This is a genomic window from Rhodococcus sp. 11-3, from assembly GCF_023704055.1.
Lineage (GTDB): Bacteria > Actinomycetota > Actinomycetes > Mycobacteriales > Mycobacteriaceae > Rhodococcus > Rhodococcus aetherivorans.
In genome coordinates this window covers 4,212,725-4,238,344 of sequence record NZ_CP080406.1, presented here as the reverse complement: position 1 = coordinate 4,238,344, position 25,620 = coordinate 4,212,725, and the positions used below count along the sequence as shown (strand labels likewise).

Below are 25,620 nucleotides of genomic sequence, written 5' to 3'. Positions count from 1 at the left end.
CCGGCGGCGAAGATGAAGCCGACCTTACCGACCCTGTAGATTGGTCCGGTGCGCAAGTCACGCGGCCGGAAGGCGACCGGCGAGTAACCTGCTCGGGCAGCTCCGCGCCGACAGGCGGGGGGATCGTTGTCCCGGCGGGTCTCGCGGCGTTCGCGCCGTTGTCCGCCGTGTAACGCTCCTCCCCTGAACTGCAGATATACCTGAGCACGGTGCTCGCCCGGGCCACCGGGCGCGACGGTCGGGCCTGCGTCCGACGGTGAGAGAGAGGTTGGGGTTTGGACTCGCTGGGTGTCGGCGGATCGGGTGCGACGAACACGAACGCGGCGAACGTGCCGGACGGCGCCTTCCCCCTCTCCCCGGCGCAGCTCGGGATGTGGTTCGCGCAACACGTCGATCCTTCCGTGCCCGCGAACATCGCCCAGTACGTCGAGCTCGTCGGCGACCTCGATGTCGACCTGCTCCGGGAGTCCAGCGCCCGCGCCGCCCTCGAGATGGGGTCCGGCTTCCTGCGCTTCCTCGAGGTCGACGCGCAGCCCTATCAGCTGGTCGATCCCAGCCTCGAGGCGCCGCTCGGGTTCGTCGACCTGCGGGCGGCGGAGAACCCTCGCGAGGCCGCGCTCGAATGGATGCGCGCCGACCGCAGCACGCCGGTCGACGTGCTCAAGGACCGGCTCATCGTGGCCACCGTCCTGCAGATCGGCGAGCGGCGCTACTTCTGGTACAACCGCGTCCACCACCTCGCCCTGGACGGTTTCGGTGCCGCCACCTTCATGACGCGCATCGCGGAGCTCTACACCGCCGCCGTCGAAGGCGCCGAGCCCAGCCCCAACAAGGCCTCGGACGTGCGCACCGTGTACGAGGCCGAGATCGCGTACCGGAACTCACCCCGGTTCCACACCGACCGCGAGTACTGGTCGACGGTCATCGAGGGCATCGAGGAACCCACCAGCCTGGCCGGCCGCACCGCCCCGCCGGCCCCCGTCAGCCGGATCGACAGCGCCGCCCTCGGCGACCGCGTCGAGCGGCTCGTCGACAGCTTCACCGAACGCGAGAACACCAGTCTCGCGACCGCGGTCATCGCCGCCTTCGCCGCCTACATGGCCCAGATGACCGGCCGCACCGACGTCGTGCTCAGCCTGCCCGTCGCCGCGCGGACCACCGCGGTGCTGCGCCGGTCCGGGAGCATGGTCTCCAACGTGGTGCCGTTGCGGCTCGACGTGGACTCCGGCACCACCGTGCGGCAGCTCGTGGAGGCGGCCACCGCCGCGGTCTCCGGTGCGCTGCGGCACCAGCGGTACCGCCACGAGGACATCGTCCGCGACGCCGGCAACGCGGCCGGCGGCCGCTCGACGTTCTTCGGGCCGTGGATCAACATCATGCTGTTCGACAACGAGGTCCGCCTCGGCGACATGGTGGGACGGATCAACATCCTGTCCACCGGTCTCATCGAGGACCTCGGCGTCAACGTCTACAAGAGCGGCGGCACGCACACCCACATCGACTTCGAGTCCAACCCCAACCTCTACGGCGCGCAGGAGTCCCGTGCGCACCACTCCCGGTTCGTGGAGTTCTTCGACCGGTTCGTCACCTCCGAGCCCGACCGGCGCGTCTGGGACCTGCCCCTCGGAACGGGCACCGAGACCGCCCAGGTGCTCACCGAGTGGAACCGCACCGAGCACCCCCTCGACCACCGCACGCTGCTGGAGGCGTTCGAGGAGCAGGTGGCGCGCACACCGGACGCCCCGGCCCTCGTGTACGAGGGCGAGAGCCTGACGTACGCCGAGTTCGACGCCCGCGCGAACGCGCTCGCGCGGCTGCTCGTCGCCCGCGGCGTGGGACCCGAGTCCCTGGTCGGGCTGTCGGTGCGGCGCTCCCTGGAACTGCTCGTCGGCATGTACGCGATCGTCAAGGCCGGCGGCGCCTGGGTGCCGATCGACCCGGACCATCCCGCGGACCGGACCGCCTACATCCTCGAGACGGCCCGGCCCGTCTGCGTGGTCACGACCGCGCGCGACGAGGTGGACCTGCCTGCCGGCCTCGACGTGGTCGAGATCGACCGCCTCGACCTCACCGGCCTGGACACGCGCCCGCTCGCCGACGCCGACCGGCTCGCGCCGGTGCGCCTCGACACCACCGCCTACGTCATCTTCACCTCCGGCTCCACGGGGCGGCCCAAGGGCGTCGCCGTCACCCACCGGGCGATCGACAATCAGATCCGGTGGATGAACGACCAGTACGCGCTGTCGGCGTCCGACGTGTACCTGCAGAAGACCGCGACGACGTTCGACGTGTCGCTGTGGGGCTTCTTCATGCCGCTGCGCGTCGGTGCGACCCTGGTCGTCGCCACCCCGGACGGCCACCGCGACCCGATGTACGTGGCCGACAAGATCGCCGCGCACGGCGTCACCGTCACCGACTTCGTCCCGTCGATGCTCACCGTGTTCGTCGCCAATGCCCGCCCCGGCTCGTGCGACACGCTGCGGCACGTGTTCGTGATCGGCGAGGCCCTGCCGGCGGAGACGGCCGCGGCGTTCGCCCAGTTGTGCAACGCGCAGCTGCACAACCTCTACGGACCCACCGAGGCCGCGGTCTCGATCACCTACCACCGCGCCGGACCCGAGGACGTGACCACCGTCCCGATCGGCGTGCCGCAGTGGAACAGCCGCGCCTACGTCCTCGACCACCGGCTGCGCCCTGTGCCGCCCGGCCGGCCCGGCGAGCTGTATCTCGCCGGTGTCCAGCTCGCGCGCGGTTACCTGAGCCGCCCCGACCTCACCGCCGACCGGTTCCTCGCCGATCCGTTCGGTGCGCCCGGCGACCGGATGTACCGCACCGGCGACCTCGTGCTGTGGCGCCTCGGCGCGGACGGTGGCGGATACCTCGACTACATCGGCCGCACCGACTTCCAGGTCAAGTTCCGCGGCCAGCGGATCGAGCTGGGCGAGATCGAGACGGTCCTGCTCGCCGCCCCGGAGGTGTCGCAGGCCGTCGTGCTCGTGGTGCCCACGGCGACGGGCGACCAGCTCGTCGGCTACCTCGTCGCCGCCCCCGGGCACGCGATCGACACCGAGGCGCTGACCGAGGCGCTCGGGCGGGCGCTCCCGTCGTACATGGTGCCGGCCTCGCTGATGGTGCTCGAGGCGTTCCCGCTCAACACCAGCGGCAAGCTCGACCGCAAGGCCCTGCCCGAGCCGGTGTTCAACAGCGCCCGCATGTTCCGGGCGCCGCGCACCGCCGCCGAACGGATCGTGGCCGAGACGTTCTCCGAGGTCCTCGGGGTCGCCGAGGTGGGCCTCGACGACGACTTCTTCGAACTCGGTGGCAACTCGCTCGTCGCCACTCAGCTGGTGTCCCGGATCGGCTCCGCACTCGACACCCAGGTGCCGGTGCGGGTGCTGTTCGAGTCGTCCACCGTCGTGGGTCTCGCCGCCCGGGTGGCGCGCCAGTCCGGGTCCGGGGCCCGCCGGCCGCTCGTGGCGGGCTCGCGGCCGGACGTGCTGCCGCTCTCGACGGCGCAGCAGCGGATCTGGTTCCTCAACCGGTTCGACGTCGGCACCGCCGCCTACAACCTGCCCTTCACGGTGCGGCTGACCGGTCCGCTCGATCCCGCTGCCCTCGACGCCGCCTTCGGCGACGTCGTCGCCCGGCACGAGACGCTGCGCACCGTCTACCCGGCGGTCGACGGCGAACCGCAGCAGGTGATCCTGCCGGTCGAACACGTCGACAGCCGTGTGCCCGTCCTCGACGTCGCCGCGTCCGATCTGCTCGCCCGGGTCGTGGCGCTGGCCGAGCGCGGATTCGACGTCACCGTCGACCTGCCGTTCCGGATCGCGCTGTATCGCCTGGCGGACGACGAGTTCGTCCTGGCGATGGTGCTGCACCACATCGCCGCGGACGGATCGTCCTTCGAGCCGCTCGTGCGCGACATCGTGGCCGCGTACGCGGCGCGGGCCGCCGGCTCCGAACCGGCCTGGTCCCCGCTGCCGGTGCAGTACGCCGACTACGCGCTGTGGCAGCGCGATGTGCTCGGTCTCGAATCCGACCCGGACTCGATCTCTGCGCAGCAGATCGCCTACTGGACCCGCGAACTCGAGGGCATCCCGGATCAGCTCGACCTGCCCGCGGACCGGCCCCGCCCGGCGGTCGCCTCCTACCGGGGCGGCAAGCGCCGCTTCGGGATCTCGCCCGAGACCCACCGGGGGCTGGCCGAGGTGGCCCGCTCGCATCAGGCGTCGCTGTTCATGGTGATGCACTCCGCCTACGCCGTGCTCCTGTCGAGGCTGAGCGGATCCGACGACATCACCGTCGGCAGCGTCGTCGCCGGCCGCGGCGATCGTCTCCTCGACGACCTGATCGGCATGTTCGTCAACACGCTGGTGCTGCGCACCCGGGTCGATCCGGGGGCGCGCTTCGAGGAACTCCTCGACCGGGTCCGCGACTCCGACCTGAGCGCCTTCTCCAACGCGGACGTCCCGTTCGAGCGGCTCGTGGAGGTCCTCAAGCCGCCCCGTTCCACGGCCCGTCACCCGCTGTTCCAGGCCGCGCTCGCCGTGGAATCTCCGGGCACGCGCGACATCTCGTTCTCCGGCGTGCGCGCCACCGCGGCCGAGCTGGACGTACCGATCGCGAAGTTCGACCTGCAGCTGTGGCTCGTCGAGCGCACCGACGACGCGGGCCGCCCGGCCGGTGTCGACGCCGTGTTCGAGTACGCGACCGACCTGTTCGACGCCGACACCGTCGACGTCTTCGGGCAGCGTTTCGTGCGGATCCTCGAGGCGATCGTCGCCGACGCCGCCACGCCCGTCGGTGACATCGACATCCTTGCGCCCGAGGAGTCGGCGCGGCTCGCCTCGGTCCGTGGCCCCGGGCTCCACCGCAGCGAGCGGCCGCTCGTCGAGTTGCTCACGGCCGGTGCGGATCTCGCTCCCGACACGGTCGCCGTCCGGTGCGGCGACTCCGCTCTCACCTACCGCGAGCTCGACGAGTGGTCCAATCGTCTCGCGCGGGTCCTCATCGACAGTGGCGTCGGTCCCGAAACAATTGTGGCACTGGCATTCCCGCGTTCGGCGGAGATGGTGCACTGCGTGTGGGCCGTAGCCAAGACCGGCGCCGCGTACGTGCCGATCGATCCCGCGCACCCGATCGAGCGCATCCGGCACATCGTCGGGGACTCCGGCGCCGTGCTCGGCCTGACCACCGCCGGGCACCGGCCGGGGCTGCCCGCGGACTTCGACTGGAACGCCCTGGACGACGCCGAGACCGTCGCGGCGATCGCGCGGGCGTCCGCCGCGCCCGTCCGCGACGCGGACCGGCTCGCCTCGCTGCGCCTGGACCACGTCGCGTACATGATCTACACCTCGGGCTCGACGGGCCTGCCGAAGGGCGTCGCCGTGACCCACCACGGGCTCGCCGCGCTGGTCCAGGAGAGCGTCGAACTCTACGGCGTCACCGACCGGTCCCGGGTGCTGCACGTGTGCGCGCCCAGCTTCGACCCGTCGGTGCTCGAGTGGCTGATGGCCGGCGCCTCCGGCGCCGAGCTCGTGGTGACCCCCGCGAACGTGCTGGGCGGCACCGAACTGCACGACCTGATCAAGGCGCACGGGGTGACCCACGCCGTCATCACTCCCGCCGTGCTCGGTTCGGTCGACCCCCGCGACCTCGACACGTTGCGCGTCCTCAACGTCGGCGGCGACGTCTCCACCGGCGACCTGGTCGCCCGCTGGTCTCCGGGCCGCCGCTACTTCAATGCGTACGGCCCCACCGAGACCACGATCGTCACCACCCGTGGCGAACTGCGCCCCGGGGAGCCCATCACCATCGGCACGCCCGTCGCCGGGGTCGGTGCCCTGGTGCTCGACCCGCGTCTGCACCCCGTCCCGGTCGGCGTGTCCGGCGAGCTGTACCTGACCGGGGACGCCCTCGCCCGTGGCTACCACCGGCGACCGGCGCTGACGGCGGACCGCTTCGTCGCCTCCCCGTTCGGCGCGCCGGGCGAGCGCATGTACCGCACCGGGGACGTCGTGCGGTGGGACGACGAGGGCCGGCTGGTGTACGCCGGACGGACCGACTTCCAGGTCAAGGTCCGCGGTTACCGCATCGAGCTCGGTGAGATCGACGCCGCCTTCCTGTCCCACCCCGCCGTCGACTTCGCCACCACGATCGGGCACGAGACGCCCTCGGGCCAGACCACTCTCGTCACCTATGTCCACGGCGAGGCCGGCCTCGACAGCGACGAACTCACCGAGTACGTCGCCGGATTCCTGCCGTCCTACATGGTCCCCTCGGTGTGCGTCGTCCTCGACATCGTCCCCCTCACCCCGAACGGGAAGGTGGACCGCAAGGCACTGCCCGAGCCGGTGTTCGAGGCGCGGACCTTCCGCGCCCCCACCACGCCGATCGAGGAGATCGTCGCGGGCACGTTCGAGGACGTCCTCGGTATCGACCGCGTCGGACTGGACGACGACTTCTTCGAACTCGGCGGCAACTCGCTCGTCGCGACACAACTCGTGTCCCGGCTCGGCGCGGCCCTCGACACCCAGGTGCCCGTGCGCCTGCTGTTCGAGGCGTCGACCGTCGTCGCGCTGGCCGCGCGGGTCGAACACCGGGCCGGCGCCGGTCGGCGCATCCCTCTCGTGGCCCGGCCGCGCCCCGACCGGATCCCGCTGTCCCTGGCCCAGCAGCGCATGTGGTTCCTCAACCGATTCGAGCCCGAGTCGGCCACCTACAACCTGCCCTTCGCCCTGCGGCTGTCCGGTGAGCTCGACATCACCGCGCTGCAGGTCGCGATCATGGACGTCATCGACCGGCACGAGTCGCTTCGCACCGTCTACCCGGAAGGGCCGGACGGGCCGATGCAGGTCGTCACGGACGCCGCCACGGCGGTGCCCAACCTGACGCCCACGTTGATCACGGAAGAGGATCTGCAGCAGGAGATCTCGGCGCTGGCATCCACCGGGTTCGACGTGACCCGCGAGGTGCCCATCCGGGCCCACCTGTTCGAGATCGGCCCGACCGAGCACGTGCTCGCGATCGTCATGCACCACATCTCCGCCGACGGCTGGTCGATGGGACCCGTCGCGCGCGACGTCATGGCCGCCTACGCCGCGCGCATCGAGTGGGAGCGCCCCGCGTGGCCGCCGCTGCCGGTGCAGTACGCGGACTACACGCTGTGGCAGCACGAACTGCTCGGCTCCGAGGGCGACCCGGAGTCGCTGATCGCCGATCAGCTCGCGTACTGGCGCAACACCCTCGCCGGGCTGCCCGACCAGCTCGACCTGCCGTCGGACCGGCCCCGGCCGGCACGGCAGTCGTTCCGCGGCGGGACCGAACGATTCGTCGTGTCCTCCGAGATCCACTCCGCGCTCGACGAGGTCGCGCGCCGGCAGGGCACCACCCTGTTCATGGTGGTGCACGCGGCGCTGTCGGTGCTGCTGGCGCGGTTGTCGGGCACCGACGACATCGCCATCGGCACCCCGGTGGCCGGCCGCGGCGAGCAGGAACTCGACAACGTGGTCGGCATGTTCGTCAACACCCTGGTGCTGCGCACCCAGGTGGACCCGAACCGGCCGTTCACCGAGCAGCTCGCCCGGGCCCGCGAGGCGGCGCTCGGGGCGTTCGCGCACGCGGACGTGCCGTTCGAGCGGCTGGTGGAGGTGCTCAATCCCGCCCGGTCGACGGCGCGGCATCCGCTGTTCCAGGTCATGCTGGCCTTCCAGAATCTCGGATCGACCCACGTGGAGCTGCCCCGTCTCGTCCTGGAGACGCAGGCCATCGATACCTCGGTGGCGAAGTTCGACCTGCAGCTGACGCTGTCCGAGTCCTCGGACGACGGCCGCGCCGACGGGCTCGTCGCCGAGATCACCTATGCGACGGATTTGTTCGATGCGTCGACGGTGGCGGGGTTCGCGGCGCGGTTCGTGCGGGTGCTCGAGGAGGTGGTGGCGGATCCGTCGGTGGCGGTGGGCGACCTGGAGATCCTCGAGCCGGTGGAGCGGTCGCGGGTGCTCGAGGTGTGGAACGACACGGCACATCCGGTGCCGTCGGTGACGTTGGTGGGGTTGTTCGAGGAGCGGGTGCGCCGGTCGCCGGAGGCGGTGGCGGTGGTGTTCGGGGACGAGTCGTTGACGTACGGCGAGTTCGCCGGGCGGGTGCGCCGGTTGGCGCGGCATCTGGTGTCGGTGGGGGTGGGGCCGGAGTCGCTGGTGGGGTTGGCGATGCGCCGGTCGGTGGATCTGCTGGTGGGGATGTACGCGGTCGTGGAGGCCGGGGGCGGGTATGTGCCGGTGGATCCGGATCAGCCGGCCGAGCGCAACGGCTACATCCTCGAGGTGGCGGAACCGGTGGTGGTGCTGACCACGACGCGGGACGGGTTCGAGGCGCCGGCGGAGTCGGCGGTGCGTGTGCTGGCGGTCGACGCGGTGGACGTCGCGGCGCTGTCGGATGCGCCGTTGACCGATGCGGACCGGACGGCGCCGTTGCGGCCGTCGAACACGGCGTATGTGATCTTCACGTCGGGGTCGACGGGCCGGCCGAAGGGTGTGGGCGTCTCGCATGCGGCGATCGTCAATCGTCTGGTGTGGATGCAGGGGCGGTACGGGCTGACCGCCGAGGATGTGGTGTTGCAGAAGACGCCGTTCACGTTCGATGTGTCGGTGTGGGAGTTCTTCTGGCCGTTGCAGGTCGGGGCGCGGCTGGTGGTGGCGGCGCCGGACGGCCATCGTGACCCGGGGTATCTCGCTGCGGTCATGCGCGCACGGTCGGTGACGGTCGCGCACTTCGTGCCGTCGATGCTGGCGGTGTTCGTCGCCGAACCGGCCGTGGCCGGCCTCTCCGCGCTCCGCTACGTCTTCGCATCGGGTGAGGCGTTGCCGGGCGCGGTCGCGGCGCGTATGCGGACGCTGGTCCCGGGTGTGAGCGTGCACAACCTGTACGGGCCGACCGAGGCCGCGGTGGACGTGACGTTCCACGAGGTGACCGACGCGGACGTGGTGTCGGTGCCGATCGGTGCGCCGGTGTGGAACACGCGGGTGTACGTGCTCGACGCCCGGCTGCGCCCGGTCCCGGTGGGGGTGGCCGGGGAGCTGTACCTGGCCGGGGTGCAGCTGGCCCGCGGCTACGTCCGTCGGGCGGACCTGACGGCCGACCGGTTCGTCGCGTCGCCGTTCGGCGCGCCCGGGGAGCGGTTGTACCGCACGGGCGACCTGGTGACGTGGACCGAGGGCGGGGAACTCGAGTACATCGGGCGCACGGACTTCCAGGTCAAGCTGCGCGGCCTGCGCATCGAGCTGGGCGAGATCGAGGCGGCGCTGCTGCACGTGCCGGCGGTGGAGCAGGCAGTGGTACTGGTCCGGTCGGATCAGCTGGTGGGGTACGTCGTGCCGGCCGCCGGTGCCGTGTTCGACGAGGGCGCGGCCCGGTCGGCGGTGGGGCAGATGCTCCCGTCGTACATGGTGCCGTCGGCGTTCGTGGAACTGGACGCGCTGCCGCTGAACGCGTCGGGCAAGCTGGACCGTAAGGCGTTGCCGGAGCCGGTGTTCGAGGTCAAGGCGTTCCGGGCCGCGACGACTCCGGTGGAGGAGATCGTGGCGGGTGTGTTCGCCGAGGTGCTCGGTCTCGACCGGGTGGGCCTCGACGACGACTTCTTCGCCCTCGGCGGCAACTCGCTGATCGCCACGCAGGTGGTCTCGCGGATCGGTGCGGCGCTCGATGCGTCGGTGCCGCTGCGGCTGCTGTTCGAGAACTCGACCGTCGAGACGTTGGCCGCCCGGATCGACGGTCACGACGGCCCGGCGCGACGGGCCCCGCTGGTGCCGCAGCCCCGGCCCGAGCGGGTGCCGCTGTCGCTGGCCCAGCAGCGCATGTGGTTCCTCAACCGGTTCGATCCCGACTCGACGGCGAACAACATCCCCGTCGCCGTCCGCATGTCCGGCCGGCTCGAAGTCCCGGCGCTCGAGGAAGCGGTGTGCGACGTCCTCGCCCGCCACGAGTCGCTGCGCACCGTCTACCCCGACCTCGACGGGTACGGCTACCAGAAGGTGCTCGCCCCGTCCGAGGTCCGCGTCTCGCTCGAGCCCGTGCGGATCGAGCCGGCGCAGCTCCCCGGCGAGCTGCGGGCGCTGGCGGCCACCCACTTCGACGTGTCCACCGACGTCCCGATCGTCGTGCGCCTGCTGTGCCTGAGTCCCGAGGAGCACGTGCTCGTCGCGGTCATGCACCATATCGCCGGCGACGGCTTCTCGATGGGGCCGCTCACCCGCGACATCATGGTCGCCTACGCGGCCCGGTCGCTCGGCAACGAGCCCGCCTGGGAGCCGCTGGAGATCCAGTACGCCGACTACACCCTGTGGCAGCGCGACGTGCTCGGCTCCGAGGGCGACCCGGACTCCGTCGTCACCCGTCAGCTCGAGTACTGGAAGCAGGCGCTCGACGGATTGCCGGACGGGCTCGACCTGCCGACCGACCGGCCGCGGCCCGCGGTCGCGACGAATCGTGGTGCGACACATCGCCTCACCATCGACGAGTCGCTGCACGCCGCGCTCGGCCGGCTCGCCGGGGAACAGCGCGCGACGGTGTTCATGGTGGTCCACGCGACCCTGGCGCTGCTGCTGGCCCGCCTCGGCACGTCCCGGGACATCGCCGTCGGCACCCCGGTGGCCGGCCGCGGGGAACGCTCGCTCGACAATCTGATCGGCATGTTCGTCAACACCCTGGTGCTGCGCACCGAGGTGGACACGGCCGACACCTTCGCCGAACTGCTCGCCCGGGTGCGCGAGGTCGACCTCGGGGCCTTCGCGCACGCCGAGGTGCCGTTCGAGCGTCTCGTGGACGTGCTCGCGCCGGAACGCACCCAGGCCCGGACTCCGCTGTTCCAGGTCATGCTGGCGTTCCAGAACATCGGCGACGTGGCCCTGGAACTGCCGGGGCTGTCCGTCGCGCAGCTGCCCCTCGACGCGGGCGTGTCGAAGTTCGACCTCATGGTCACGATCCTCGAGGGTCAGGCGGCCGGCACCGACGCGGGCGACCTCGCCGTCGAGATCTCCTACGCCACCGACCTGTTCGACGCCCCGACCGTGGCCGCCGTCGGCGACCGGTTCGTCCGGCTGCTGCGGCTGGTGACCGAGCAGCCCGACGTGCCGGTCGGCGACCTGCCGATGCTGCCGGGCGCGGAACTCGACGCGGTCGAGCAGCTCGCGCGGGGGCCCCGCCGCACGCTCGACTGCGGGGCCACGCTGGTCGATCTCCTCGCCCAGCAGGCGGCCCGCACCCCCGACGCCGTGGCGATCGAGTCGGGTGAGTCGGCGCTGACCTACCGCGAGTTCGGCTCCCGGGTCAACGCGCTGGCGCGGTATCTCGTCGCGCGCGGCGCGGGACCGGACACGGTGGTCGCGGTGGCCGCCGGCCGCTCCACGGAGACGCTCGTGGCGATCCACGCGGTCCTCGCCGCAGGGGCCGCTTACGTCCCGCTCGACCCGGACCAGCCGGCGGACCGGATCGCGTACGTCCTCGAATCCGCCTCGCCCGTCCTGGTTCTCACCCGGTCCGGGCGGGACCGCCTGCCCGGTGCCGACGCGGTGCCGGTCGTGGCGCTCGACGAGGCCGACACCGCACCGTACGGCGACGCGCCGCTGACCGACGCCGACCGGCTCGCGCCGCTGCGGCCGCAGCATCTCGCGTACGTGCTCTACACGTCCGGCTCCACCGGTCGGCCGAAGGGCGTGGCCGTGCCGCACGCCGCCGTGGTCAACCAGTTGCTGTGGATGCGGGACCGGTTCGGCCCGACGGCCGGCGACGTCCTGCTGCTCAAGACCCCCGCCACCTTCGACGCCTCGGTGTGGGAGATCTTCCTGCCCCCGCTGGTGGGGGCGCGGATCGTGGTGGGTGCGCCCGACCTGCACCGCGACCCCGCCGGAATGGCGGCGGCGATCGCGCGTCACGCCGTCACGGTGGCCCAGTTCGTGCCCGCCGTCTTCGACGCGGTCCTCGAACACCTCGACCGGACGACCGCCGCGTCCCTGACCCAGGTCTTCTGCGGCGGCGAGAGCCTTCCGGCCGAAACCGTCGCACGGTTCCGCGCACTGAACGACGCGCCCGTCCACAACCTGTACGGACCCACCGAGACGACGATCCAGACCGTCCACCGCACGGCGGGTGCCGACGACGCCGGGGCGGTGCCGATCGGTACGCCGGTGTGGAACACCGACGCGCTCGTGCTCGACGAACGGTTGCACCCCGTGCCCGTCGGCGTCGCCGGCGAGCTCTATCTCACCGGTGTCCAGCTGGCCCGCGGCTATCACGGCCGCGCGGATCTGACGGCCGAGCGGTTCGTCGCGAACCCCTGGGCCGCCGGCGAGCGGATGTACCGCACCGGCGACCTCGCGCGGTGGACCGCCGCGGGCGAGCTCGACTACCTGGGCCGCACGGACCTGCAGGTCAAGCTACGCGGGCTGCGCATCGAACTCGGGGAGGTCGAGTCGCAGCTCGCCGCCCTCGACGAGGTGCGCCAGGCCGTCGCCGTGGTGCGCGAGGACCCGCGCTTCGGGCCGCAGCTGGTCGGCTACGTCGTCCCCGAGCCGGGTGCGGAGTTCGATCCCGCGAAGGCGAAGGACGCGCTCGCGGCCACGCTGCCGTCGTACATGGTGCCCTCCGCGTTCGTCGCACTGGACGCTTTCCCGCTGAACGCCAGCGGCAAGATCGACCGGCGCGCGCTGCCGGCCCCCACCTTCGAGGTGCGCACCTTCACCCCGCCGCGGACCCCGGTCGAGGAGATCGTCGCGGGCGTGTTCGCCCAGGTACTGGGCGTGCCGCGGGTCGGCCGCGACGACGACTTCTTCGACCTCGGCGGCAACTCGCTCGTCGCGACGCAGGTCGCGGCCCGCCTCAGCGAGGCGCTCGACGCGTCGATCCCGGTGCGGGCCCTGTTCGATGCCCCGACCGTCGAGGCCCTCGCGGTGCGGGCCGAGCAGGAGGCCGGCGCCGGCCGCCGCACGCCGCTGGTCCCGTACGAGCGGCCCGAGCGCATCCCGCTCTCGCCGGCGCAGCAGCGCATGTGGTTCCTCAACCGCTTCGACCCCGAGTCGGCGGTGAACAACGTGCCGATCGGCGTGCGCTTCACCGGCGCCCTCGACGTGCCCGCGCTGCGCGGGGCGATACGGGACCTGACCGAGCGCCACGAGGTGCTGCGCACCGTCTACCCCGACGTGGACGGCACCGGCTACCAGCAGATCCTGCCGGAGTCCCCGGTGCGGCTCGTGATCGAACGCATCGACGCGCAGGCCCTGCCGGACCGCGCCCGCGAACTGGTGACGCGCGGATTCGACGTCACCACCGAGGTGCCCTTCCGCGCGGTGGTCTTCGAGCTGAGCCGGACCGAGCATGTGCTGCTGTTCGTCGCCCATCACATCGCCACGGACGGGTTCTCGGTGCGTCCGCTCGCCCGCGACGTGATGGTCGCCTACGCGGCCCGCACCCGCGGTGAGCTGCCCGGCTGGGCACCGCTCGAGATCCAGTACGCGGACTACGCCCTGTGGCAGCGCGACGTGCTCGGCTCCGAGGACGAACCGGGATCCGTGGCCGCCGAGCAGGTGGAGTTCTGGAAGCGCACCCTCGCCGCCCTGCCCGACCAGCTCGACCTGCCCTCCGATCGTGTCCGTCCCGAGCGGGCCTCCGGGCACGGCCGCACCAGCCGCTTCCGCGTCGAGGAGGCGCTCCACGACCGCCTGCAGAACCTCGCGCACGAGAAGAACACGTCGCTGTTCATGGTCGTGCACGCGGCGCTCGCGGTGCTGCTGGCCCGGTTGTCCGCGACCGAGGACATCGCGATCGGCACGCCGGTCGCCGGTCGCGGCGAGGCCGCCCTCGACGACCTCGTCGGCATGTTCGTCAACACCCTCGTCCTGCGCACCGACGTGCGGGGCGGGCAGTCCTTCGCGGACCTGCTGAGCGCGGTGCGCGAGAACGACCTCGATGCCTTCGCGCACGCGGACGTGCCGTTCGAACGGCTGGTGGAGATCCTCGATCCGGAACGCTCCCAGGCCCGGCACCCGCTGTTCCAGGTGGCGCTGACCTTCCAGAACATCGGACAGGCCGAGTTCGAACTCGACGGCCTCGCTCTGGAGGCGCTCGACTACGACCCGCCCACGGCGAAGTTCGATCTGCAGTTCACCTTCTCGGAGCAGGTGGCCCCGGACGGCTCGGCCGCCGGCATCGATGCCGCCGTGACCTACGCCACCGACCTGTTCGACGAGCTGCGGGTCGCCGCGTTCGCCGAGCAGCTGCTGCGGATCCTGCGGGCCGTGGCGGCCGACGCGTCGGTCGCGGTCGGTGACATCGAGATCGTCGACGAGTTCGAGCGCGAGCTCGTGGTCTCCCGGTGGAACTCGCTGGGCGACGACGTCGCCCCGGCGGACGTGACGCTGGTGGACATGTTCGAGGCGCGCGTCGCCGCCGCACCCGGCGACATCGCGGTGCGGTTCGGCGACGAGGCGCTCACCTACGCCGAGTTCGCCTCCCGGGCGCGGCGACTGGCCCGGCACCTGATCTCCGTGGGTGTGGGTCCGGAGTCGCTCGTGGCGGTCGCGCTGCCGCGGTCGCTGGATCTGGTGGTCGCGCTCGTCGCGGTGCTCGAGGCCGGCGGCGGGTATCTGCCGGTGGACCCGAACTACCCGGCCGACCGGATCGAGTTCATGCTCACCGACGCCGCGCCGGCCGCGGTGCTCACCCTCTCCGGCACGGGGGTCGACGTGCCCACCGCGGTGCCGGTGGTCGAGCTCGACACCGTCGACCTGTCGGGGGTGGACGACGCGCCGATCCGCGACGAGGAGCGCACCGCGCCGCTGGGCGCCACGAACCTCGCGTACGTCATCTACACCTCCGGGTCCACGGGCCGGCCGAAGGGCGTGCTGATCCCGCACCGGAACGTGGTGCGGCTGATGGTCAACACCGAGTCGGTCTACGGTTTCGGCCCGTCGGACGTGTGGACGATGTTCCACTCGTACGCGTTCGACTTCTCGGTGTGGGAGCTGTGGGGTCCGCTGCTGTACGGCGGCACCCTCGTCGTCGTGGACTGGTTCACCTCGCGCTCGCCGGAGGCGTTCCGCGAGTTGCTCGTTCGCGAGGGTGTGACGGTGCTGAATCAGACGCCGTCGGCGTTCTACCAGCTCGCCGAGGCGGACCGCACGGCCGGCGGGACCGGTGGCGAGCTGGCCCTGCGGTACGTGATCTTCGGTGGTGAGGCGCTCGAGCCGCGCCGCCTGGAGGGCTGGTTCGCCCGGCACGGGGACACCTCGCCGCGGCTGGTGAACATGTACGGCATCACCGAGACCACGGTGCACGTGTCGTACCGGGAGATCGGTGCGGACCTGGCCGAGGCCGGTTCGGCGAGCATCGTGGGCGTGCCGATCGCGGGCCTGCGGGTCTACGTCCTCGACACCCGTCTCAACCCCGTCCCGGTGGGCGTGGCCGGTGAGATGTACGTCGGCGGCGGGCAGCTGGCCCGCGGATACCTGGGCCGTCCGGACCTGTCCGCGGCCCGGTTCGTGGCCGATCCGTTCTCCGCCGACGGCGGATTGCTCTATCGCACCGGCGATGTGGCGCGCTGGGCGGTCTCGGGTGACCTCGAGTACCTCGGCCGCGCGGACGACCAGGTCAAGATCCGTGGCTTCCGGATCGAGCTCGGCGAGGTCGAGTCGGCCGTGCTGGCCCAGCAGCCGGTCGGGCAGGCCGCGGTGATCGTGCGCGAGGACGCCCCCGGGGCGGCGCGGATCGTCGCGTACGTGGTGCCGGCGGACGGCGCGACCGTCGACGTCGAGGAACTGCGCGCCGGGGTGGGCGCGCTGGTGCCGGAGTACATGGTGCCGTCGGCGTTCGTGGTGATCGACGCGATTCCGTTGACGGTCAACGGCAAGCTCGACCGCCGGGCGCTGCCGGAACCGGTGTTCGAGACCCGGGTCTTCCGGGCGCCGTCGACCCCGGTCGAGGAGATCGTCGCCGGCACGTTCGCCGAGGTGCTCGGCGTCGAGCGGGTGGGTGCGGACGACGACTTCTTCGAGCTCGGCGGCAACTCGCTGATCGCCACGCAGGTCGTCTCGCGGCTCGGGGCGGCGCTCGACACGCAGGTTCCGGTGCGGACCCTGTTCGAGGCGTCGACCGTCGCCGCGCTCGCGGCGCGGGTCGAGCAGGACGCCACCGGCGGCGGCCGGGTGCCGCTGACGGCGCGGACGCGTCCGGAACGCATCCCGCTCTCGCCGGCGCAGCAGCGCATGTGGTTCCTCAACCGCTTCGACCCGGAGTCGACGGCCTACAACATCCCGATGGCCCTGCGGCTGACCGGTGACCTCGACGTCGCCGCGCTGCGCGCCGCCGTGGCCGACCTGGTGGCCCGCCACGAGACGCTGCGGACCGTGTACCCGGAGACGAACTCCGGTCCGGTGCAGGAGATCCGGCCCGCCACCGCGGTGCCGATCGGTCTCGAGCCGGTCGACGTCCCGGCGGCCGAGCTGGAGTCGCGGCTGCGCGCACTCGCGTCGACCGGCTTCGACGTCACCCGCGAGATCCCGCTGCGGATCGCGCTGCTGCGCCTCGGGCCCGCCGAATACGTCCTGGTCACCGTGGTGCACCACATCGCCGCCGACGGCTCGTCGATGGTCCCGATGGTCCGCGACGTGATGACCGCGTACGCCGCCCGGGCCGCCGGCACCGAACCGGCGTGGGCGCCGCTCGAGCTGCAGTACGCGGACTACGCGCTGTGGCAGCGGGAACTGCTCGGCTCCGAGGACGACCCCGAGTCGCTCGCCGCCCGGCAGCTCGACCACTGGCGGACCGCGCTCGCCGACCTGCCGGACCAGCTCGACCTGCCCACCGACCGGCCGCGTCCGGCGCAGCAGTCGTTCCGCGGCGACCGGGTCGAGTTCACCGTGGACGCGGACGTGCACGCCGCGTTGCGCGATCTCGCCCGCGCCCGCAACGCGACCGTGTTCATGGCGATGCACGCCGCGTTCGCCACGCTGCTCGCCCGCCTGTCCGGATCCGCCGACATCGCGGTGGGCACGCCCATCGCCGGCCGCGGCGAGGCCGCCGTCGAGAACCTGATCGGCATGTTCGTCAACACGCTGGTCTTCCGGCTCTCCGTCGACGGCGGCCGCTCGTTCGACGAACTGCTCGCGGCGGCCCGCGAAACCGACCTGCAGGCGTTCGCGCATGCGGACGTGCCGTTCGAGCGGCTCGTGGAGGTGCTCAACCCGGCTCGCTCGACCGCGCGGCACCCGCTGTTCCAGGTGGGCTTCTCGTTCCAGAACCAGCAGCGCACCGCACTGGAACTGGCGGGCCTGACCGTCGCGCCGATCGACCTCGAGGGCGGCACGTCGCAGTTCGACCTGCACCTGATCGTCAGCGACCGGTACGACGAGCAGGGCGCCCCGTCGGGGATGGACGCGATCCTGACGTTCGCCACCGACCTGTTCGACGAGTCCACCGCCCGTGCCGTGGCCGAGCGCTTCCAGCAGTTGCTCCGTGCGCTCGTGCAGGCGCCGGACGTGCCGGTGGGTGACCACCCGTTGCTGCTCGCGCGCGAACAGCACGACGTCCTGACGGCGTGGAACGACACCGTCCACGAGACCGGCACGGCCGCAACGCTCGTCGACCTGTTCGACGAGCAGGTGCGCCGGGATCCCGGCGCGGTCGCACTGGTGTACGAGGGCGTTGCCGTCACGTACGGCGAGTTCGGCGCCCGAGTCCACCGCCTCGCCCGGCACCTGATCGCCCTGGGCGTGGGCCCGGAGGATCGGGTGGCGCTCGTCGCGCGACGCTCGCCGGAACTCGTAGTCGGCATGTACGCGATCGCCACGGCCGGCGCCGCGTATGTGCCCCTCGATCCGGATCAGCCGGCCGAGCGCAACGCCTACATCCTCGACACCGCCGCCCCCACCTGTGTGGTCACGGTCGCGGCGGACCGGTTCGACGTGCCCGGCGTGCCGGTGGTCGAACTCGACCGCGTGGACCTGTCCGGGCTGCCGGACGCGCCGGTGACGGCGGCGGAGCGCCGCGCGCCGCTGCGCGCCGCGAACACCGCGTACGTGATCTTCACGTCCGGGTCGACGGGCCGGCCCAAGGGGGTGGCGGTTCCGCACTCCGCCGTCGTCAACCAGATGCTGTGGAAGCGGGACGCGTTCGACCTCGGACCGGACGACGCGGTGCTGCTCAAGACCGTCGCCACGTTCGACCTGTCGGTGTGGGAGTTCTGGTCGGCGCTCACCTCCGGCGCGCGCCTGGTGATCGCCACCGCCGACGGGCACCGCGATCCCGACTACCTGCTGCGGCTGCTGCGCGACGAGCGCGTCACCACGCTGCACTCGGTGCCGTCGATGCTCTCGATGCTCATGACCGCCGCCGGCGGGGAGGTCGCATCGTCGCTGCGCCGCGTGCTCGCCATCGGCGAGGCGCTGCCGGCGGCCACCGCGCAGCAGTTCCGCGCGGACAACGCGGCGGTCCTGTTCAACCTGTACGGGCCGACCGAGGCCGCCGTGTCCGTCACCGTGCACGAGACCGACGACGCCGACACCACGGTCGTGCCGATCGGTGTGCCCGAGTGGAACACCCGGGTCCACGTGCTCGACGCGCGCCTGCGTCCGGTGCCGGTCGGGGTCGCCGGCGAGCTGTACCTGGCCGGTGCCCAGCTGGCGCGCGGCTACCACGGCCGTCCCGACCTGACCGCCGACCGGTTCGTCGCCGACCCGTTCGGCGGGGGCCGGATGTACCGCACGGGCGACATCGTGCACTGGAACCGCGGCGGCGAACTGGTCTACCGCGACCGCGCCGACTTCCAGGTCAAGGTGCGCGGCTACCGCATCGAACTCGGTGAGATCGAGTCGGTGCTGCGCGCCCGCGCCGAGGTGCGGGACGTCGCCGTCCTCGTCCGCAACGACCCGCACGTCGGAGATCGGCTGGTGGCCTACGTGGTTCCGGCCGGTGGTGCCGAACTCGACGCCGCCGCGACGAAGACCGCGCTGGCGCAGGCGCTTCCGTCGTACATGGTGCCGTCGGTGTTCGTCGTCCTCGAGGCACTGCCGCTGAACACCAACGGCAAGCTCGACCGCAGGGCACTGCCCGAACCGGAGTTCGAGGCCGGGCAGTTCCGTGCCCCCACCACCCCGGTGGAGGAGATCGTCGCCGGCATCCTCGCCGAGGTTCTCGGCATCGAACGCGCCGGCCTCGACGACGACTTCTTCGAGCTCGGCGGCAACTCCCTGCTCGCGACGCAGCTGGCCTCCCGGCTCGGCGCCGCGCTCGACACCCGGGTGTCGGTGCGGACCGTGTTCGAGGCGTCGACCGTCGCGGCGCTGGCGGGGCGGATCCAGCCGTCCGTCGGCCGCGGCGCCCGGCCGCCGCTGGTGCCGGAGCCGCGGCCCGACCGGGTTCCGCTCTCGCTCGCGCAGCAGCGGATGTGGACCCTCAACCAGGTGGATCCGGGATCGGGGGCCTACAACATCCCCGTCGCGGTGCGGCTCAGCGGCTCCCTCGACGTCGACGCGTTGCGCGCCGCCGTCGCCGACGTGATCGCCCGGCACGAGGTGCTGCGCACGGTGTACCCGGACACGGAGGACGGCCCGGTCCAGGTGGTGCTCCCGACGGCGCAGGCGCTGCCGGACCTGTCCCCGGTGCCCGTGCCCGAGAGCGAGATCGTCGACCGGCTCACCGGCGTCCTCGGCGCCGGCTTCGACGTGACGGCACCGACCCCGCCGGTGCGGGCGCGATTGTTCCGCGTCGCCGACGACGAGCACGTGCTCGCCCTGGTGGCCCACCACATCAGCGCCGACGGCTACTCGATGCGGCCGCTCGTGCGCGACGTGATGGTCGCGTACGCCGCCCGCGCCGAGGCCCAGGTGCCCGGATGGGCGGAGCTGCCGGTCCAGTACGCCGACTACACGCTGTGGCAGCAGCGGGTGCTCGGCGACCCGGACGACCCGGACAGCGAGCTGTCCCGCCAGCTCGGGTACTGGACCGCCGAGCTGGCCGGCAGCCCCGAGCTGCTCGCGCTGCCGACCGATCGGCCGCGGCCGGCGCGGCAGTCGACCCAGGGCGACGCGGTGGCGTTCACCATCGGTGAGGCGCTCGCGCAGCGCATCGAGAAGACCGCCCGCGAACACAACGCGACGGTGTTCATGGTCGTGCACGCCGCCCTCGCGGTGCTCCTGTCGCGGCTCGCGTCCGCCGAGGACGTCGCGGTCGGTACCCCGACCGCCGGCCGCGCCGAGGAAGCTCTCGACGACCTGGTGGGCATGTTCGTCAACACGCTGGTGCTGCGCACCCGCGTGGCCGGCGGGGACACGTTCGCCGACCTGCTCGCCCAGGCGAAGGAGAAGGACCTGGCGGCGTTCGGCAACGCCGACGTGCCGTTCGAGCGGCTCGTCGACGCCGTCGGCCGTAAGCGGTCGAGCTCGTACACGCCGCTGTTCCAGGTGATGCTCACGTTCCAGAACATCGAGACCGGAACGCTGGAGCTGCCCGGACTGGCGGTCACCCCGCTCGAGGCGGGTGCCCATCAGGCGAAGTTCGACCTGCAGTGCACCTTCGTCGAGCAGTTCGCGCCCGGCGGTGGCCTCGGCGGCCTCGACGTGATCTTCACCTACGCGACCGCGCTGTTCGACCGGGAGACGGTCGAGCTGTTCGCCGAGCGGTTCACCCGCGTCCTGGACGCGGTGACGTCGGACCCCCAGGTGCGGCTGCGCGCGATCGACATCCTCACCGAGGCCGAACGGGCCCGCGTGGCCGCGCCGCGCAAGCCCCGGACCGTGGCGGACCTGCCGGACCTGGTCGCCGCCGCCGCCGAGACCGCCCCCGACACGGTGGCGCTCAGCCACGGCGGCCGGGACGTCACCTTCGGGGAGTTCGCGCAGAAACTGGCCGCGACGGCGACCGCGACGGGCGGGGCACTCACCGCGGAGGCGCTCGTGCCCGTGGTGTTGAACACCCTCATCCCCGGCGTCCTGCCCGCGCTGGGCGCCGACGGGTTCGCCGAACTGGTCCGATCCGTGCTCGCGGCGGCCGACGAGATCACCGGTAGGGGGCTCTGACCTGGGCGCTTCGTTTGCTGTCGGTCCGACCGGGATAATCGAACATCGACTGTCGTCCGACCCCGTGGGCACCGAGGTGGCCGCGGGGTCGACGGAGCGCGCACGACTGTGTGCGACACGCAGAGGTATCGGAGGATGAAGTAGATGGCTGAAGGCACGTCGGGCAAGCAGGCGCTGACGATCGCAGACCTGCCCCGGTTGCTGGCCGGAGTCGTGGACCGCGAGCCCGACCGCGTCGCCCTCGCCCACGGTGACACGCAGCTGACCTACAGCCGGCTCCAGCAGGAGATCGCCACCCTCGACGCCGCGATGGGGGGCGTGCTCGGTATCGAAGCGCTGGTCCCGGTCGTGCTGTCCAACCTCGCGCCCGCGCTTCTCGCCGACGGTGGGCTGCCCGCCGTGCTCGACCGGCTCCTCGCCGACGCCGCGTCCGTCCTCGGCGACGCGGCGGCCGCCCCCGCCGGCCCCGACCTCGGCACCCTCGCGGGCCGCTTCGACGCCCAGGTCGAGGCGACCCCGGACGCGGTCGCCCTCGAGTTCGACGGCGAGACCCTGACCTACGCGGAGTTCGACGCCCGCGTCAACCGGCTCGCGCGGCACCTGATCGGGCTCGGCGTGGGCCCGGACGCGCGCGTCGGCCTGTCGATGCGGCGGTCCTTCGACCTGCTCGTCGGCATGTACGCGATCGTCAAGGCCGGCGGGGCCTACGTGCCGCTGGACCCGGATCACCCCGCCGACCGCATCGCCTACGTCCTCGACACCGCGGAACCCGTCGCGGTGGTCACCACCGCCCGCGACCGGGTGGATCTGCCCGGGTCGGTGCCCGTGGTGCTCGTCGACACCCTCGACCTCGCGGACGTATCCGCGGACCCGGTGCGCGACGACGAGCGGCTCGGCCCCCTGACCGCCGACAGTCTCGCGTACGTCATCTTCACCTCCGGCTCCACCGGCCGCCCGAAGGGCGTCGCGGTCGAGCACCGGGCCATCGTCGCGAACATCGCCTGGCGACAGGCCGAGTACGGGCTGCGCGGCGACGACGTCGTGCTGCAGAAGACGCCGTTCACGTTCGACGTGTCGGTGTGGGAGTTCTTCTGGCCGCTGCAGGTAGGGGCGCGCCTGTCGATCGCGAGGCCCGACGGCCACCGCGACCCCGCCTACCTCGCGCAGACCATGATCGAGCGCCGGGTCACGGTCGCCCACTTCGTCCCGTCCATGCTCGCGGTCTACCTCGCCGAGCCCACCGCCGCGGCCGTCACCTCGCTGCGGTATGTCTTCGCCTCGGGCGAGGCGCTGCCCGCGCAGACCGTCGCCCGATTCCACCGGATCTCCACGGCCGGGCTGCACAACCTGTACGGCCCGACCGAGGCCGCGGTCGACGTCACCTACTACGCGACCCACGGCGACGACGCGGTCGTCCCCATCGGTGCGGCCGTCGCCGACACCGACCTCTACGTCCTCGACGAGGGCCTGCGACCCGTTCCGCAGGGTGTCGAGGGAGAGCTGTACCTCGCGGGCATCCAGCTCGCGCGCGGCTACCTGCGCCGACCCGACCTGACCGCGGACCGCTTCGTCGCCGACCCGTTCGGTGCGCCCGGCGACCGCATGTACCGCACCGGTGACCTGGTCAGGTGGAACGCCGAGGGCCTGATCGAGTACGTCGGCCGCACCGACTTCCAGGTCAAGCTGCGCGGCCTGCGCATCGAGCTCGGCGAGATCGAATCCGCCCTGCTCGACCATCCCGGGGTCCGGCAGGCGGTCGTCGTCGTGCACTCCGACGAGACGCTCGGCGACCACCTCGTCGGCTACCTCGTCACCGACGGCGAACCGATCGACCGCACCGAACTGGCCGCGGCCGTGCGCCGGCGGCTGCCGGACTACATGGTGCCGTCGCTGTTCGTCGAGATGACCGAGTTCCCTCTCAACGCGTCGGGCAAGCTCGAGCGCAGGGCCCTGCCCGAGCCCGACTTCAGTTCTCTGGCAACCGAATACCGCGCACCGAGCACTCCCACCGAGGAGACGGTCGTCGCGGCCTTCGAGAGCGTGCTCGGCGTCGAGCGTCTCGGCGTCGACGACGACTTCTTCGCCCTGGGCGGCAACTCGCTGAGTGCGACGCGCGTCGTGGCACGTATCAACGCCGACCACAAGGTCCGCATCGACGTGCGGGAGTTCTTCGACGCCCCGACCGCCGCGCAGCTCGCCACGCTCGTCGACACGGCGATGGCCGCCGGCGACTCCCACCGGCCTCCGCTGGTGCCGCAGGTGCGGCCGGAGCGGGTGCCGCTGTCGCTGGCGCAGCGGCGGATGTGGTTCCTCAACCGCCTCGATCCCGGCTCGGCGGTCAACAACATCACGGTCGCACTGCGGCTGTCCGGGACGCTCGACGTCGACGCGCTCCGGGCGGCCGTGTCGGACGTGGTCGCGCGGCACGAGGTGCTGCGCACCGTCTACCCGGAGACGGAGGGGGTCGGCTACCAGCAGGTGCTGCCGGCCTCCGGCGTGGAACTGGACCTCACGCCGGCGAGGGTGACCGAGTCCGAGATCGTGTCGACGGTGGCGGGCACCGTCGCGGCCGGGTTCGACGTCACGACCGAGGTGCCCGTTCGCGTCCGTCTGCTGCAGGTCTCGGACACCGAGCACGTGCTGGTGCTCGTGGTGCACCACATCGCAGCGGACGGCTTCTCGATGGGTCCGCTCACGCGGGACGTGATGGTCGCCTACGACGCCCGTACCCGGCACGAGGCACCCGCCTGGGAGCCGTTGGCCGTGCAGTACGCCGACTACGCCATCTGGCAGCGGCAGGCCCTCGGTTCGGAGGACGATCCGCAGTCGGTCGTCACGCAGCAGATCGAGTACTGGGCGCGCCGTCTCGACGGTGTGCCCGAGCGGCTGGACCTGCCGGCCGACCGGCCCCGGCCCGTCGTCGCCACCAACCGTGCCTCGGTGCACGCCTTCACCGTCGACGAATCGGTGCACCGGGGTCTCGTCCGGCTGGCGCAGGACACCCGGACGACGCCGTTCATGGTGGTGCACGCCGCCCTGGCGGCCGTCCTCAGCCGCCTGTCGGGCTCGGCGGACGTCACCATCGGCACGCCGATCGCCGGTCGCGGTGAGCAGGAACTCGACGACCTGATCGGCATGTTCGTCAACACCCTGGTGCTGCGCACCGAGGTCGCGCCGGGCGAGCCGTTCACCCGGCTCCTGGCGCGCGTGCGCGAGTCCGACCTCGCGGCGTTCGGGCACGCGGACGTCCCGTTCGAGCGGCTCGTGGAGGTGCTCGATCCGGTCCGGTCGCAGTCCCATCACCCGCTGTTCCAGGTGATGCTCGCGTTCCAGAATCTCGAACAGACCACCCTCGAGCTCGGCGACCTCGCGATCAGCCCGGTCACCGCGAATCTCGAACAGTCCCAGTACGATCTGTCGTTCATCTTCGTCGAAACGGTCGACGAGGACGGCGAGCCGGGTGGCCTCGCCTGCGACCTGCGGTACGCCACCGATCTGTTCGACGAGGCGACGATCGCCTCGTTCGTGCGGCGGTTGCTGCGGGTGCTCGGGACCGTCGCGGCCGAGCCGGCGCGGGCGGTGGGCGACGTCGAGTTCCTGTCGGAGCCCGAGCGGCGGGCGCTGACGTCGGTGCACGGCGCACCGGCCGAGCCCGCCGGCACGCTGGACGAGATCCTGTCCGCCGCCGCCCGGCGCGATCCCGGCGCCGTGGCCCTGCGGTTCGACGGCCGGTCCGTGTCGTACGGGGAGCTGGATGCGGCGTCGTCGCGCCTGGCGCGGCTGCTGATCTCCCGCGGCATCGGACCGGAAGACCGTGTGGCGCTCGCCGTCCCGCGGTCGATCGAGTCGGTGGTCGCGCTGTGGGCGGTCGTCCGGTCCGGAGCGGCGTTCGTCCCCGTGGACCCGACGTACCCGATCGAGCGGATCGCGTACATGCTGTCGGATTCCGGTGCGGCGCTGGGTATCACATCGGCCGAATCAGCCGGCGCGCTGCCGGGCACGGTGTCCTGGCTCGTGCTCGAGGAGGCGGTCGAGGCCGGCGCCGGGCTGCCGTCGGAACCGGTGTCCGACGCCGAGCGCGTACGCTCGCTGCTTCCGGCGCATCCGGCGTACGTCATCTACACCTCCGGCACGACGGGCACGCCGAAGGGTGTGGTCGTCGCGCATGCCGGCGTGGTGAACTTCTGTGCCGAACAGGTGGAACGGTATTCCGTCACCGCCGACTCCCGGACGTTGCACTTCGCGTCGCCGAGCTTCGATGCGTCGGTTCTCGAACTGCTGCTGGCGTTCGGCGCGGGCGCGACGATGGTCGTCGCGCCGACCTCCGTGTACGGCGGCGCCGAACTCGCCGGCCTGCTGGCGGACGAAGCGGTCACCCATGCCTTCGTGACCCCCGCTGCCCTCGGCTCGGTGGACCCTGCGGGCCTCGACTGCGTCCGCGTGGTGATCACGGGCGGCGAGGCGTGCTCCCCGGGCCTGGTGTCGCGCTGGGCGACGATCCTGCCCGACGGATCGCGCCGCGCGTTCTTCAACGCCTACGGTCCCACCGAGTCGA

Annotated in this window: 2 protein-coding genes (1 of these 2 running past the window's edge); both read left to right on the top strand. The window is 72.1% G+C overall.

The genetic code is table 11. The annotated features are described in order from the left end of the window. Positions 1–275 precede the first annotated feature (275 nt). The gene (locus KZJ41_RS19520; RefSeq protein WP_251549435.1) at positions 276–21,065 is read left to right on the top strand and encodes a non-ribosomal peptide synthase/polyketide synthase; all 20,790 of its coding nucleotides are present in this window, start codon (positions 276–278) and stop codon (positions 21,063–21,065) included. Positions 21,066–21,209: 144 nt separating this feature from the next. Beyond that, positions 21,210–25,620: the beginning of a non-ribosomal peptide synthase/polyketide synthase gene (locus KZJ41_RS19515; RefSeq protein ID WP_251549433.1), read on the top strand. Its footprint extends 25,133 nt past the window's final position; only the first 4,411 of its 29,544 coding nucleotides appear in the window; it begins with the start codon at positions 21,210–21,212; its stop codon lies off the right edge, out of view.